Origin of the sequence: uncultured Campylobacter sp., from assembly GCF_937997535.1 — a bacterium.
GTDB lineage: Bacteria > Campylobacterota > Campylobacteria > Campylobacterales > Campylobacteraceae > Campylobacter_B.
In genome coordinates this window covers 17,214-30,856 of sequence record NZ_CALKTT010000050.1, presented here as the reverse complement: position 1 = coordinate 30,856, position 13,643 = coordinate 17,214, and the positions used below count along the sequence as shown (strand labels likewise).

The following is a 13,643-nucleotide window of genomic DNA, read 5'->3' as shown; positions in this document are numbered from 1 at the left end:
TGGACTTGGCGCCACTTGCTCAGCAGAGTGCGGCTGGCGGTAAAATTTACCGACAGAATCACATTTAAGCCGCGCGAAAAATAGCGATTTTGTCGCGCTAATACAAGTCGCGTTTCAAACCGCGTCCGTGCAATTAGGATTGCGTTTAAGTTATGAGCGTGTATATTGCGCCAATCGCACTTAAAACAGCACGGTCGCGCCCTAAAATTTCGCGCCATGTTCGCAGAGCGGCGATATTTGCATAATGCTGCGAACGCGATAGTTGCAACGCACCGATGCCTGCGCTGTATATGCATTAAAGGTGCGGCTGAATCGTAAATTTAAAGATAAAATTTAAAAGGTCCAAAATGAAAAAAATCGTATTTTTAATCCTGCTTTTCGCAGCCGTTGCGCTCGCGCTTTATGTTACTTCGCGCGTAAATCCAAATCTTTTCGCCGAAATCAAAATCCTAGGCGCGCTGCTAAACGCCACGATCTTCGGCGTCGCGCTCATCGCCTTAGCGATCGGCGAAAAGGACGTAGTGCGCTTTCCGTTTCTTACCGCCTCGCTGCTGGCGCTGTTTTCGGGGCTGGTAGAGGGCGTACTGCTCTTCGAGAACCGCTACTACATCGCGATCACGGCGGTGGCGTTCGTCGCCTTCGTCTTTTATCTGCAGATCGGGCACAAAAGATTTTCAAACAAAGCTTATAAAAATTCTGCGGACGAAGGCTCTAGAAATTTAGATGGGGGCGAGAGCGAAAATTCCAAAGAAAGCGGTGAAATTTTAAATTCTCAAAGCGAGGATGAAATTTTAAACTCCAGTGGCGACATCGGTGAAAATTTCGCGAGCGGCGCTGATGAAAATTCTACGCATCGCGCTGATGAAAATTCCGACGAAAATTTTAAAATTTCAAATGGCGGCGCGGGTGAAAATTCTGCGCAAAATTTCAATCAGGGCGCTGAAAATTTCGCACCCGACGCAAGGCGCGATAGATGATCAAATTCGCGCTGATCGCGCTTGCGGTGATATTTTTGCTACTTTTAAATTTAGCCAATCTTTTCGGCATGATAGGTCTGAGCGGGCCGGTGCCTGCGATGATCTGGTTTGCGATCAGCTTCTGCGGGGTTTTTTATCTATACAAATTTTGCGGCGCAAGGCCAGTCGCGGCGCGGATCGGAATCTTTGCCGTAGCCTTCGTGGGCGGATTTTTCACAAGCGTTTTGTACTACGGATTTTTTAATTCGCAAACTTTGGAATTTGCCTTTACATACGCCTTTTTCGCGGTGGTCTTTACGCTCGGTATCGGCGTGATTCTGTAGCGCTTTGCCCTGCTCGCGCGAGCACCAAATTTACATCCTGATCTTATAGGTCTTGTAGTTATCTTTCATCCTAAACGTCAGCAAATTTTGTAAAATTCCAAAAAGGATCATAAAGGTGATGAAGCTGCTGCCGCCGTAGCTGAAAAACGGCAGCGGCACGCCCACGACGGGCGCGAAACCTACCACCATCGAGATATTAACGCCTGTATAAATGAAAATGAGCGAGGCAAGCGCGCTCGTAAAGACCCGTATCAGATAATCGCTTTTGAAATCGTAGTTCAGGCTCAGCAGATGCAGTATCAGCAGCGCATACAGCGCGATCAGCGCGGCAGCCCCCACGAAGCCGAAGCGCTCGATCGTATAAGCGAAGATAAAATCGCTCGTCGCAATCGGCAAGAATTTAAAGTGCGTCTGCGTAGCTTCGTCTCTATCCTTGCCGTAGATGCCGCCGTTTCCTATGGCAATGATCGCTTGCTTGACCTGATAATTGGGCTCCTCGCTGATAAAATCGGCGATGCGCTTTTTTTGATAATCGTGCATGTTTTCGTACAAAATCGGCGAGCTGGCCACAAAAACGATGATCAGCGTAAGCCAAATTTTTTTATCGACGCCGATGATAAAAAGGATCGCAAATCCCGTCAAAAAAAGTATCGCGGCAGTGCCTAGATCGGGCTCTTTAGCGATCAGAACAAAAGGCAGAAGTATGTAAAAGCTAAGGCGCAAAAAATCCTTCAGCCCATAGCCGTTTTTAGGCGGCGGATTTTTGTGTATCAGATACATCAGCATCAGGATAAACGCGGGCTTCATCACCTCGCTGGGTTGCAGCGTAAAATGCACGAAAGGAATCTCCAGCCAGCGTCTCGCTCCTAGCTTGCTAACGCCGAAAAAATCGACGCTGAGCAGCAATATGATGTTGATCCAATAAAATATCGGGATCAGATATAAAAATTTGCGTATCGGAAAGAGAAAAAACAGCGTAAAAACGGCAAATCCTACGCCGAAATAAACGACCTGCTTCGAGGACAGCACGTCGTTTGCTTCGCTTATTAAAACGTATGAAAAAACCACTATCGGCACGATCAAAAAAGGTTGAATGAAATCAAAATATGCTAAAATCTTTTTGTCAATTTTAAACAACGCTTAATCCTATTAAAATTTTGACGTAAGAATAGCCAAAAAAGGTATAAATTTGGATAATCTAATAGCACAATGCAGCGAAAGGCTCGACGTTTTTTTAAGCTCGCAGCTTGGAATTTCGCGCAATCAAATATCAAGCTTAATCAAATCCGAAGCGGTCAGAGTGGACGGAGCCGTGCAAACTAAGCCCGGCTACAAGCTATCTGCAGGCGAGCTCGTGCACATCGACTACCCAGCGCCTGCGCCGCAGCAAACAAGCGCGCAGCGGCTAGATTTCGACGTTGAAATTTTATACGAGGACGATGATCTGCTCGTGGTAAATAAGCCCGCAGGCCTTACCGTCCACCCCGCCGCAAGCGTCAAAGAGCCCACGCTAGTGGACTGGCTCAAATCTCGCGGCTATCTGCTTTCCACGCTCGGCGGCGAGCTTCGCGCGGGCATCGTGCACCGCCTGGATAAGCTCACCAGCGGCGCCCTGCTCGTCGCTAAAAACAACGCCGCGCATGCCGCGCTCTCGGCACAGCTAAGCGATAAAAGCATGGGGCGGATATACCTTGCGCTCATCGACCTGCCGCTGAAGCAGCCCTGCGTAATCGAGCGTCCGATCGCTCGCAACCCAGCAAACCGCTTAAAAATGGGGATCGTGCCCGGCGGACGCAACGCAAAGAGCGCGTTTTATGAAATTTTAAGCGGCGCGGAACTAACCGAGCTTCAAAACGCCGCCCAAAAGTGCGATGAAATTTTAGGTGCAGGCAATGGTACGGCTGCGGGCAGGAGCGCAGGGGCGGATAAAATTTCAGCCGCCGATAAAATTTTAGCTGCGAACACAGGCGCAAGTAGAATTTCGGCTACCGATAGAATTTCAGACGTAGCTACGAGCACGAGCAAAATTTCGGTTATGTATGCGGGCGGAGATAAAATTTTAAACGCTAGCAGGGACGCAGATATGAGTAAAATTTTAGCCACCGATGTAAGCGCACGCGGGAACGAAATTTTAAATGCAGACTTGACTGCCGGTGCAGACGGAATTTTAAACGACTACGCAGGCGCGGATAACGCGGACGAAATTTCAAATAATTGCATGCGGAGCCTGGATAAAATTTCAATCCAAAGCGTAGATAAAATTCCAAGCAGCCGCGCGGACAACGCAGATAAAATTTTAACCGACAAAATGAGTGCGGATCAAACCAGAGCCGCCCGTCTCGCCGAGAATAAGGCTTTAAATTTTAAAAATCCCGCTCAAAACCAAAACTTGCCGCCGATAAACCTAAAGAGCTTCAATCTCGTCGCGGCGAAGCTCTTCACGGGTCGTACGCATCAGATCCGCGTGCATTTAAGCTCGATAAATCGGCACATTTTGGGCGATCATTTATACGGATTTAAGAGCGAAAACGCTAAAATTAGCAGGATTTTGCTCCATGCCTATTTGCTCTATTTCATCCATCCGCGAAGCGGCAAAGAGATGAAAATATGCGCGGGCTTGCCGAGCGAATTTCTAAATTTTACGACAAATCAAAAGGTAAAGGATGAAATTTATGAAAAAATTTTACCGACTAACGTTGAGCGCTACTTTAGCGATACTAGCGGCTGGCTGCGCTACGTCTAGCGCGCCTAGCGCAAGCGACGAAAGCCTGCCGCGCGTAGAGGGGATCAGGACGATCGCGAGCGACAATGAGATCGGGCTTGAGTGGCCTAGATACGACTCAGATGCCGCCGTGCTGGGCTTTGTCGTTTACCGAGCACCCGCAAGCGGCGGCGAAGCCAAAAAGATCGCCACCATCGCAGATCCATACTCCACCCACTACGTAGATACGAGGCTGCAGCCGGGCACTTCGTATAAATACACCGTGCGCACATACGGCGCTAAGGGTGTTTCGGCTCCTTCTCCGGTCGCTATCGCAAGCACAGCAAAGATGCTAGACTCCGTGCCGTTTGCGCAGGCTATCTACGGGCTTCCGGGTCGCGTTAAGATCATCTGGCGTCCGCATCCGGATCTTCGAGTAAGCTCTTATCTAATCGAACGCCGTCCTAAGGGAGGCGAGTCATGGAGCACGATTAAAGAGGTTCGCGGCAGACTTAGCGCCGAATATATCGATAATATCGATTACGGCGAAGGATATGAATACCGCATCACCGTCAAAACCGAAAACGGAGAGCTGTCCAAGCCTAGTGCAGTCATTGCCGCAGCGCAGGCAGAATAAAGTTTGCCGAATTTCATAACCCAAAGTGTGAGCTTGCCGCCGCTGCCGGCTAGATTCGGCGAAGTCGAATTTTTAGAAACGGCGCGCGGCAGAAATTTAACGCTCGTGCGAACCAAAAGCTTTGATAGCGAATTTTTTATCATCGTTAAACCCGGCGGCGGCAAAGTGATAGTAAAGGGCGAAAAGATCACCAAGCCCGCCAAGATCGGTCATCTGCAGCGAGCGCTTGAAATTTTTAAAGAGCGCTTCTGCGGGCCGATCATCTCGCAGGCGTTTGCTTACAAAGACAGCTCGCTTACCGAAAAAACGCCGCTGATTTTGGACGAGAATGAAATTTTATCCCTCGTAAAAAGCTCTAAATTTGATAAAATTTTCATCGAGATCGGCTTCGGCTCGGGCAGACACCTACTTCATCAAGCGCGCTCAAATCAAGACGCGCTGCTAATCGGTATCGAAATTTACAAGCCCGCGATTGAACAGGTCGCAAAACTAGCGATCCGCGAGGGGCTGCAAAACATCGCTCTCATAGCCACCGACGCGCGGGTTTTGCTGAGCCTGCTTCCCGCGGGCTGCCTGCAGCGCGTATTTTTGCACTTCCCCGTGCCGTGGAACGACGCGCCGCACCGACGCGTCATAAGCGACGAGTTTGCCTCGCAGGTCGCGCGCACGCTCGAGCTCGGCGGCCGCTTCGAGCTTCGCACCGACAGCGAGGAGTACTTTCTCTACGCGATGCAAAAGCTCTCGCCCTACGTGCAGCGCAAAGCGGGCGAAATTTCGCATTTTAAAAACCGCGACGCCGCCGTAGCGAGCAAATACGAGGATAGATGGCGCAAAATGGATAAGGACATCTACGATCTGATCTATGAGAACAAAACCGCGGGCCGGGGCGAGCCGCAGCAGTTTGAGATGGAATTTTTAAAATTTGACGCGGCGGCAATCGCGCGAAATTTTAAAAATTTCACCTTCAAAGGTGAGGATTTTTTCGTGCATTTTGAGGAAATTTTTTACTTTGACGCGCAAAAAAGTTTGGGCGCGGGCGAAACTTGCGCGGCGGACGGCGTAAATTTAAGCGGCGCGGACGAAGCTATAAATTTAGACGCGGCGCGCGGCAAAAATTTAACTGAGCGCGCGAGCATGGATGAAATTTCGTCAGACTGCGGCAAAATTTCAGCTACGGCGGCGGGCGATAAAATTTCAACTTGCGCGAATGCTACGCAAATTGTAAAAAAAGCGAGCGCCGCGCCAAATACAAACCGCACGAATGAAACGGGCGCAAAAGAGAGCGTAAATTTAAATCAAAATTGCTTGGGCTCAAACGACGTAAATTTAACGGGTAATGTTTTGGCAAACACCGCAATAGACGCTAAATTTAGCCGCACTGCCCCTGGCGAAAAGCGTGCTTTAGCCTGCGAGCAGATCACAACAAGCAGCGCGCTAAATGCTAGCAGCACGGAGGGTGCGCTTGCAGCTATCGACGCGACAGGTGCGAGAACTACACCTGCAACGATCAGTGTAATAGATGCAAGCAATGTGCCGAATTTGGATGGCTCATTCGCGGCGACCCGTGCGATAGAAGAGAGCGCCACACCGAATGCGGCCCACACGGACGAAGCGAACGCTACGCAAATTCTAAAAAAAACAAGCGCCGCATCTTGCAAAAATGAGCCGCAAGCCGAACTAAAAAAAGAGCTAAACCCTATCAAGTCGCAAATCGGTCACCGAAGCGAGCTAAGCCATGACGAGCTACAAGCCGAACGCCAGGGCAAATTAAAACGTGCCGAGCAGCAAGATAAACGGCAAAGCAAGCCGTGCGCTGCCAAGCCGCAAGACGTACTAATCCTGCTTTCGCTCGGGGCATTCGACTTTCCGCAGCAGTGTTTCATCCGCGCAAACGCAAGCGGCACGCGCTACTTCATCCGCCGCCCGCTTCCTACGCGCGAAAACCACGCGGCACATCAAAAAATTTCGGAGATATTTTCACAATGGCAGAGATAACGGACGATTACAACATCATCACCGCAGCGGGCCTCACGCTGGGCTACGAAAAGGCGGGCGCGGTCATCCAAGACGCGAGTTTCGGCATCGGCGCGAAGGACTTCGTCATCATCACGGGCAAGAGCGGCAGCGGCAAATCCACGCTGCTTAAGTCCTTCTACGGCGGCATCGACATCATCGGCGGCGAGCTGAACGTCTGCCTGTGCGATCTAAAGGGCATCACGAACTCCGATCTGCGCACCCTGCGCCAGCGTATCGGCATTATCTTTCAAAACTACCGCCTGATCAACGAATGGACGATCGAGCGCAACATAATGCTTCCGTTAATGATAATGGGCTACAATCAGCAGGTCTGCCAAGACCAAGCCAAAAAGTTACTGCGCCACGTCGAGCTCGGGCATAAGATGGGCAAGTATCCGCTCGAACTTAGCGGCGGCGAGCAGCAGCGCGTGGCTTTGGCGCGTGCGATGGCGCATAATCCGCGTCTACTGCTGTGCGACGAGCCTACGGGAAATTTGGACGACTACTCCAGCGCCATTATTTGGAATTTACTGCGCTCGGCGTGCGAGTCGTGGAACGCTTGCGTCGTTATCGTGACGCACAAAATGCCCGCCACGCTGCGTTTTAGGCACCGACATTTTGAGATTAAGGACGCTAAAGTAAATGAAATCGATTAAAACCCATTTCGGCGTGATCTTTTCGCTCGTCGCGCTGCTTTTTTCAGTGCAGTTTGGAATTTTTATGAGTAACCTAACCAAAAGCTACGAGCGCTCGATCCAAAACGAATACAACATCGTGCTAGTCTCCAAAACTCCGCTCAGTCTGCAAGACGCGCAAAAAGCGGTGCCTAAAATCAGCTCAATTAGCGAAATTTCGACCGCGGGCATTACCGAGCGTCTGAAGGGTAAAATTTCACAAAATGCCTTTGCCGAGCTGAGTAAAAATTTGCCTAAATTTTATAGCGTAAAGCTCGAAAGCTTCCCCGACGCAGCGCAGCTTGCCAAGATCGAGCAGGATCTAAAATCCATAGGCTCGCTCACGCGGGTTGAAATTTTTAAAAAGACCCACGATGAAATTTTTAAAATTTTACTGCTTATCAAAAGCCTCGTTTACGGCTTTGCGTTTCTTATCGTGCTTTTAGGCGTGATGTTAATTCACCGCCAGATGCGTATCTGGGTTTACGAACACAAAGAGCGTATCGAGATCATGGAGCTTTTCGGCGCGTCGTTTCTCATAAAAAGCGGCAAGCTCTACCGAATGGCGATAATCGACTCTTTCATCGCCACGCTGATCGTGACCTGCTTCTACATTGCGCTTCCGGGTTGGGAAGTGTTTTCGACCACGCTTAAGGGTATCGGCGATCTGCGCACCGCCATAGTGCTGCCTTACGACGCGCTGATTCTTTTGGGTGTCGCCTTGGCGCTATCTATCATCGCGGTAAGTTTTGTGATGCTGCAAATCGGAAATAAACGAGCATGAAAAGGGCTTTTTTAGCGCCGCTTCTTGCGCTGGGGCTTGCCGCGGCTCTTACTTATGCTGCGCCCGCAAAGGGACAAAGCACGAAAGATAAGATCGCCAAAGCTAGTCAAGAACTTAAAAGCTCGCAAAAGGAGGGGATGCAGCTCTCGCAAAAGATCGACGAGATCGCTGGCCTTATCGTAAAGGAGCAGGAGGGCTTTAAAAAGCGCGAGGGTGAGATCAAACAGCTAAGCGAAACGATCGAAGGTCTAAAGGATCAATACGCCGCCGAAGCGCAGGAGCTTGAGAAGCTAAATAGCCAAAATGCCACTCTTCTTAGCGTGCAAAGCGAACTGGAGAGCAAGATCATAAGCGTGATCTCGCAAGAGTTATCATTTGATCTCATCACCGACGTAAATTCCACCACCACGCCCGATTCTATCGTAGCTAGCGAAATTTTGGAGGGGCTCGGCGTCGTTATGAACGACGAGCTGAAAGGGCTGATCAAAGACTACGAAAATAATCAAAATTTTATCAACGAGCAGAACAAAAAGATCAAATCGATCCAGGCGAGCATGGCGGGCTATGACAAGAAAAAAACCGATCTTAACGCCAAGCAAACCACGCAAAAAGAGAAGCTCGCGCAGATGAAAAAGGACAAAGAGGACTACATCGCGAGACTGGAGAAGATAAACGACGAGCAAGACGCCATATCTAAGACCCTGCAGGAGCTTAGGATCATCGACGACGCCGAGGAAAAAGCCAAAGCGCAGAAGGAGGAAGCGGCGCGCCAAGCAAAGCTTGAAGCGCAGAAGCAAAAGGAGCGCCAGGCACGCGAAAAAGAGTACGCCAAAGCAAAAGCGGCTGCCAAAAAAGCTGGCAAGCCCGAGCCTGCGCCTCCTAGCGAGCCCGAGCCAGAAGTGAGCGAGCCAGCGGATGAGCGCGTAAGCAAGATCAACCAAAAGGTCAAGCAGTACGGCTCGAGCTATCAGTCCTCGCGCGTTAAAAAATACAGCGGAGCCAAAACCGCAGCGCCTTTAAGCGGCGCGTATTTGAAGCGAAAATTCGGCAATTACAACGATCCCGTATATAATATCAAGCTTTTCAACGAAAATATCGTTCTGGGCTCAAACAGCGGCGACACGCAGGTTAAAGCGGTGCTACCGGGCAAGGTGGTCTTTGCTAAAGAAACCGCCGTGCTCAATAAGGTCGTGATCCTAGAGCACAGCGGTGGCATCCACACGATCTACGCGCATCTAAATCAGATCCCGCCTACCGTGCGCGTCGGCTCCAACGTCAAAAAGGGCTACATCATCGGGCGCATCGGCTCGGATCTGACCTTTGAGGTGACGCAGCAGAACTACCACATCAACCCGCTCGATCTCATAAGTCTGAGGTGAAGCCATGGGCAGGGAAAATTCTAAATTTAGTGGATATTGCGAGGACGCAGAAAGTTTAAATTTAAGCGGACAGAATTCAGGCTGCGATTTAAATTTAGATGAGCAAAATTCTTTAAAAGAGCAGAATTGCGCCGCTTCAAATTTGGGCGATGAAGGCTCCGCTGCTGCGACAAGAAATTCTAGCGGCAAGAATTTAATCTCGGCGTTAAATTTGAATGACGTAAATTCCAAAGTGACGTTAAATTTGAATGATCAAAATTTAAGCAACCAAAGCTTTACCGCCGCAGGTATTGTCGCCGCATCAAATTTAGATAGAGAAAATTCCGCCACGGGAGTCGCTGCATTAAATTTTAAAAATAAAAATTCCGCGACGGCGGACATCATAGCGACATCAAAAACGATGGCGGGCGCCGCAAAAACAGGAAGCTACAACGAGCGTCGTAGAAGTAAAAACGACGAAAACAGCGCAAAACGATATTGAGATTACAAGGGTAGTGGAGGAAATAATGACAACAGAAATAGCGGCAGCAAAAGAAGCAGAAGTGGCGAGGCCGCAGATCCAAGAGCTTACCAATTTTCTTAGCGAATACACCGCCAAGATGCTTAGTATCGGCACTTACACCGCGCGCATCGAGCGCTGCGTGCGCAGGATAGCGGACGCTTACGACTATGAGGCGAGCCTGATGATCTTCGTGCGCCACTTCATCATCAGCGTGATGGACCCCGCGGACAACTCCATCCGCCGCACCTACGTTAAAACGGGCGCTGCGGCGCGGATCAGCTTTGATCTGATCTCGGAGCTAAGCGCGCTTAGCTGGGAAATTTACGATGAAAAAATCCCTTTTGCGCGCGCCAAAGCCGCATTTGCAGAAATTTTAGCCTCGCAAAAGAAAAGCTTCGCCAAAACGTTCGTTTTGCTCAGCGTCGCAAATGCCGCGTTCTGTGAGCTTTTCGGCGGCGATGGCGGCGCGATGGCGTTAGTGTTTGCGGCTACGGCTTTTGGAATTTGCGCCCGCTATCTGCTTAGCAAGCTTAAAATCAACCTAAAAATCCAATACATCGCGGTTTCGTTCGCAGTCTCCTTCATCGTCTCGCTAGGCGCTCGCTACGGGCTTAGCGCCACGCCCGACGTCGCCGTGGGATCGAGCATACTCTTTTTGATCCCCGGCGTCTGGCTAATCAACTCGGTATTTGACATCCTAAACGAAAATATGCTCGTAGGCATCAGCAGAGGGCTGAACACCGGGCTTTTGATCATCTGCATCGCGATCGGGCTCTTTTTGACGCTTAGCATCTCAAATTTGGGGCTTGTAAATGTTTGATATAGCGCTTTTGGTATTTAAGGACGCCTGCTTTGCCGCTGCGGCGGGGCTCGGGTTTGCGTATGCGTGCATGCCGCCTAAAAAGACGCTCGCCTTCTCGGCGCTGCTTGCGGCGGTTGCGCATTCGTGCAGGTTTTTGCTGATTCAAAGCCAAATTTTTTCGATCGCCGCCGCGACGCTTTTTGCGTCGTTTCTGATCGGCGTTTTGGGGATGCTCTGCGCCAAGCGCCTCAAGGTGCCCGCAGAGATCATCGCCTTTCCCGCGCTGCTTCCGATGATCCCAGGCATCTACGCCTACAAGGCGGTTTTGGCGCTGTTTTCTTATATCAAAGCCGCGGGCGCACAGCATAAACTCGCTCATCTTATCTCGTTTTTCGATAACGCCCTCGCCACAATCTCAATCTCGCTGGCGCTCGGCACGGGCGTTTCAATAACGCTGCTAATTTTCTACGAGCAGTCCTTGATGATCACTCGCGGAGCAAGAGGCAAATAGCGCTAAATAAGAAATTTTAAGCAGACGCGACGGGTAAATTTTATAAATTCTATTTTATTGCTCTCGTTTTATCTCTTTGGTTTTTTCATCGTAATAATATCCTTGCTCCACACCCAGCAAATTATCTTTTATATCGTATTTATATGTATAATTTTCATCAAAAATACCTAGATAAAAAGCATACCGACTATATTTTCTACCTTCTAACTCAAAAAATGCTTTATACGGTTTTATATCTTTCTTTTTAAAGTTATATAAATTACAAAAGTTATCGTATTTTTTATCTATTAGGCTTACATACATATCAAAAAATAGCATGTCGATTGGAATAGAAAAAATTTTATCATTAGGATATTTGTGGTCGTATATTTTAGGATTAATTTCATTTAAAAATATTTTTTCCGTAAATAACATATCAAATACATGTTTATCATTTTCTAATCCGCTAAAATATAATTTGTATTTTAAATTTCCATCCGACAAGATTAAACTATTATTATTTTCCCAGGGGTAAACAACTTCGCCTTTGAGCATGGACATATTTACAAAATCTTTGAAATTTGCTACGGCTTGTTTACCATTGCAAGCCCTGTCTCCCAAACTCATAAAATATTCTAAATTTATATTGTCATCTACAATGAAAAATTCGCAAGCTTTATCTGGGCGATTATTTCCACCGCATCTTTCCGCCAACCCGCTATAAAAATTATAAAATTCATCATCTACTTTACCGTATTGTTTCTTTATTTTTCTTTCCATATCACGGAATTCCTCCGCTGAAATATTTATAGATTTATAGGTCTTTTTAAGCATGCACTTTAGTGCCCTATCCTTAAGCTGTATATCCGTAAGATTGCCATCTAGATCGCATACCCATTCATATGGATCGGTTTCAATTTTTTCGGCTGAATTTGGGTATTTATACTCCGCAATAATCGAAAGTATCGCGCACAAAGCGCATATTATTATGATGAAGACCAAGCACAGATAATATCTCGTTTTCAAATTTCGCTCCTAAAATTTTCCGCAATATACCTCACATATACTTAATCTACGATAATTTTAGTATGCCTCAAATATCGTTAAATCAGGGCTTTTCTTGATCCGCTTCGGCAAATTTCATCTCAATGCTTCGTAGGTATTAGGCTCTCTTGCGCGCTCGTCGCACCTCTTGCCGCGAAGGTAAAATTTAATTATATCCTCCATTTATCGCCCATTATTCGATATTTGTTTTATTGTTTTCTCTTTTTCGTCGTAGTAATATCCCATATAACTCAAAAGCATATTTCTGTAGCCCAAGATATATTTAAAGCTCTTATCTATCAATATGATATAAAAATCATATGTTGCATAATTATCTCTATATTTGAAAGCTATTTTATTGAATGGGCGGCTAGTGTCTATATCGCTATTTTCATAAATTTTATAAGTCATGCAAAATTCTTCCAAATTATTTTTAAAATTTCCATTTTCTTCACCATTAAGTGGTTTATATAAATTAAGAAATAATAAATTTATAGGGATTATGAGCGATGCTTCGATATTATTAATATCTATATTTGGATCTTGTAGATCTATCTTATACTTATAAACTCCATAATTTATTATTGCTTTATTCATGTCGCTTTCGCTAGCAAAATATAGATTGTATCTTAGATCCCCGTTTTCTAAAACCAAACTTTCCTTATCTTCCCAAGGATATACGACTTCGGTTTTAAAAATTTCTTTATCTATATAGGTCTCGGCATCTTGTATCGCTTTGCCGTTTCTACAAATTTTTGAGCCCAAATCCATAAGATAATCTAAATTTAGCCTTTTATCTATCTTGTAAAATTCGCATTTATCATCGGGGCGTTTATCCCCATGACATTTACTATGGACGCGTGTTAAATAATCTTTTAATTCTAGATCTTCAATATCTTCTTCGATGTGAAGATTTTTATATTTCATTCGGATATCATCTATTTTTTTAGCGATTTTTTCTTTAGAAAAGTTTTCGCTTTCATGCATCTTTTTAAGCATACACTTTAACGCCCTATCTTTAAGCTGTATATCTGTAAGATTGCCATCTAGATCGCATACCCATTTATATGGATCGGTTTCAATTTTTTCGGCTAAATAAAATATTATGCCGGAAGCGCATATTATTATGATGAAAGCCAAGCACAGATAATATCTCGTTTTCAAATTTCGCTCCTAAAATTTTCCGCAATATACCTCACATATACTTAATCTACGATAATTTTAGTATGCCTCAAATATCGTTAAATCAGGGCTTTTCTTGATCCGCTTCGGCAAATTTCATCTCAATGATTCGTAGATATTTGGCTCTCTTGC

13 protein-coding genes and 2 pseudogenes are annotated in these 13,643 nt (G+C 46.9%); 12 read left to right on the top strand and 3 right to left on the bottom strand.

The genetic code is table 11. The features are described 5' to 3' along the window. Positions 1-347 precede the first annotated feature (347 nt). Together Q0117_RS05050 and Q0117_RS05045 are read left to right on the top strand one after the other, a co-directional pair. Positions 348-977, top strand: coding sequence for a hypothetical protein (locus Q0117_RS05050; RefSeq protein ID WP_297923385.1), 630 nt, complete (start codon positions 348-350; stop codon positions 975-977). Further along, complete coding sequence (locus Q0117_RS05045) at positions 974-1,300, top strand: hypothetical protein (RefSeq protein WP_297923383.1); 327 nt, start codon at positions 974-976, stop codon at positions 1,298-1,300. Before Q0117_RS05050 ends, Q0117_RS05045 begins: the two co-directional genes overlap by 4 nt. 30 nt (positions 1,301-1,330) lie before the next feature. On the opposite strand, the gene Q0117_RS05040 is transcribed toward Q0117_RS05045, so the two are convergent. Then, on the bottom strand, positions 1,331-2,437 hold the full coding sequence (locus Q0117_RS05040; RefSeq protein WP_297923381.1) for an FtsW/RodA/SpoVE family cell cycle protein: 1,107 nt from the start codon (positions 2,435-2,437) through the stop codon (positions 1,331-1,333). A 52-nt stretch (positions 2,438-2,489) separates the two neighbouring features. Between Q0117_RS05040 and Q0117_RS10630 the strand changes: the two are divergent. The 10 genes and pseudogenes from Q0117_RS10630 to Q0117_RS04990 all read left to right on the top strand — a co-directional run. Continuing rightward, positions 2,490-3,122: pseudogene (locus tag Q0117_RS10630) on the top strand (RluA family pseudouridine synthase); the annotation flags it as partial. A gap of 594 nt (positions 3,123-3,716) precedes the next feature. Next, a pseudogene (locus Q0117_RS10625) lies at positions 3,717-4,043 on the top strand (RluA family pseudouridine synthase); the annotation flags it as partial. After that, a complete protein-coding gene (locus Q0117_RS05025; protein WP_297923379.1) occupies positions 3,973-4,638 on the top strand; it encodes a fibronectin type III domain-containing protein in 666 nt (221 codons plus the stop codon). The pseudogene Q0117_RS10625 and the gene Q0117_RS05025, both read left to right, overlap by 71 nt. 3 nt (positions 4,639-4,641) lie before the next feature. Beyond that, entirely contained in the window at positions 4,642-6,633 is a 1,992-nt protein-coding gene (gene trmB / locus Q0117_RS05020) for a tRNA (guanosine(46)-N7)-methyltransferase TrmB (protein ID WP_297923375.1), read from the top strand. After that, positions 6,621-7,310 carry an ATP-binding cassette domain-containing protein gene (locus Q0117_RS05015; protein WP_295152369.1) on the top strand — a complete coding sequence of 230 codons (690 nt, stop codon included), beginning with the start codon at positions 6,621-6,623 and terminating at the stop codon, positions 7,308-7,310. The genes trmB and Q0117_RS05015 overlap by 13 nt, the downstream gene beginning before the upstream one ends. Continuing rightward, entirely contained in the window at positions 7,297-8,112 is an 816-nt protein-coding gene (locus tag Q0117_RS05010) for a hypothetical protein (RefSeq protein WP_297923372.1), read from the top strand. Before Q0117_RS05015 ends, Q0117_RS05010 begins: the two co-directional genes overlap by 14 nt. Continuing rightward, entirely contained in the window at positions 8,109-9,491 is a 1,383-nt protein-coding gene (locus tag Q0117_RS05005; RefSeq protein ID WP_297923367.1) for a murein hydrolase activator EnvC, read from the top strand. Before Q0117_RS05010 ends, Q0117_RS05005 begins: the two co-directional genes overlap by 4 nt. 4 nt (positions 9,492-9,495) lie before the next feature. Further along, the gene (locus Q0117_RS05000) at positions 9,496-9,972 is read left to right on the top strand and encodes a hypothetical protein (RefSeq protein WP_297923364.1); all 477 of its coding nucleotides are present in this window, start codon (positions 9,496-9,498) and stop codon (positions 9,970-9,972) included. A 61-nt stretch (positions 9,973-10,033) separates the two neighbouring features. Next, complete coding sequence (locus Q0117_RS04995; protein ID WP_297923424.1) at positions 10,034-10,813, top strand: threonine/serine exporter family protein; 780 nt, start codon at positions 10,034-10,036, stop codon at positions 10,811-10,813. A 1-nt stretch (position 10,814) separates the two neighbouring features. Beyond that, entirely contained in the window at positions 10,815-11,306 is a 492-nt protein-coding gene (locus tag Q0117_RS04990) for a threonine/serine exporter family protein (RefSeq protein ID WP_297923422.1), read from the top strand. A 54-nt stretch (positions 11,307-11,360) separates the two neighbouring features. On the opposite strand, the gene Q0117_RS04985 is transcribed toward Q0117_RS04990, so the two are convergent. Together Q0117_RS04985 and Q0117_RS04980 are read right to left on the bottom strand one after the other, a co-directional pair. Beyond that, positions 11,361-12,311 carry a hypothetical protein gene (locus Q0117_RS04985; RefSeq protein ID WP_297923362.1) on the bottom strand — a complete coding sequence of 317 codons (951 nt, stop codon included), beginning with the start codon at positions 12,309-12,311 and terminating at the stop codon, positions 11,361-11,363. Positions 12,312-12,512: 201 nt separating this feature from the next. After that, positions 12,513-13,493 carry a hypothetical protein gene (locus Q0117_RS04980; protein ID WP_297923360.1) on the bottom strand — a complete coding sequence of 327 codons (981 nt, stop codon included), beginning with the start codon at positions 13,491-13,493 and terminating at the stop codon, positions 12,513-12,515. Positions 13,494-13,643 lie beyond the last annotated feature (150 nt).

Excerpts from the sequence above, each read along its gene's own strand:
- Q0117_RS05050 (WP_297923385.1), top strand. The coding sequence starts at position 348 with ATGAAAAAAATCGTATTTTTAATCCTGCTTTTCGCAGCCGTTGCGCTC.
- Q0117_RS05045 (WP_297923383.1), top strand. The coding sequence starts at position 974 with ATGATCAAATTCGCGCTGATCGCGCTTGCGGTGATATTTTTGCTACTT.
- Q0117_RS05025 (WP_297923379.1), top strand. The coding sequence starts at position 3,973 with ATGAAAAAATTTTACCGACTAACGTTGAGCGCTACTTTAGCGATACTA.
- Q0117_RS05015 (WP_295152369.1), top strand. The coding sequence starts at position 6,621 with ATGGCAGAGATAACGGACGATTACAACATCATCACCGCAGCGGGCCTC.
- Q0117_RS05010 (WP_297923372.1), top strand. The coding sequence starts at position 7,297 with ATGAAATCGATTAAAACCCATTTCGGCGTGATCTTTTCGCTCGTCGCG.
- Q0117_RS05005 (WP_297923367.1), top strand. The coding sequence starts at position 8,109 with ATGAAAAGGGCTTTTTTAGCGCCGCTTCTTGCGCTGGGGCTTGCCGCG.
- Q0117_RS05000 (WP_297923364.1), top strand. The coding sequence starts at position 9,496 with ATGGGCAGGGAAAATTCTAAATTTAGTGGATATTGCGAGGACGCAGAA.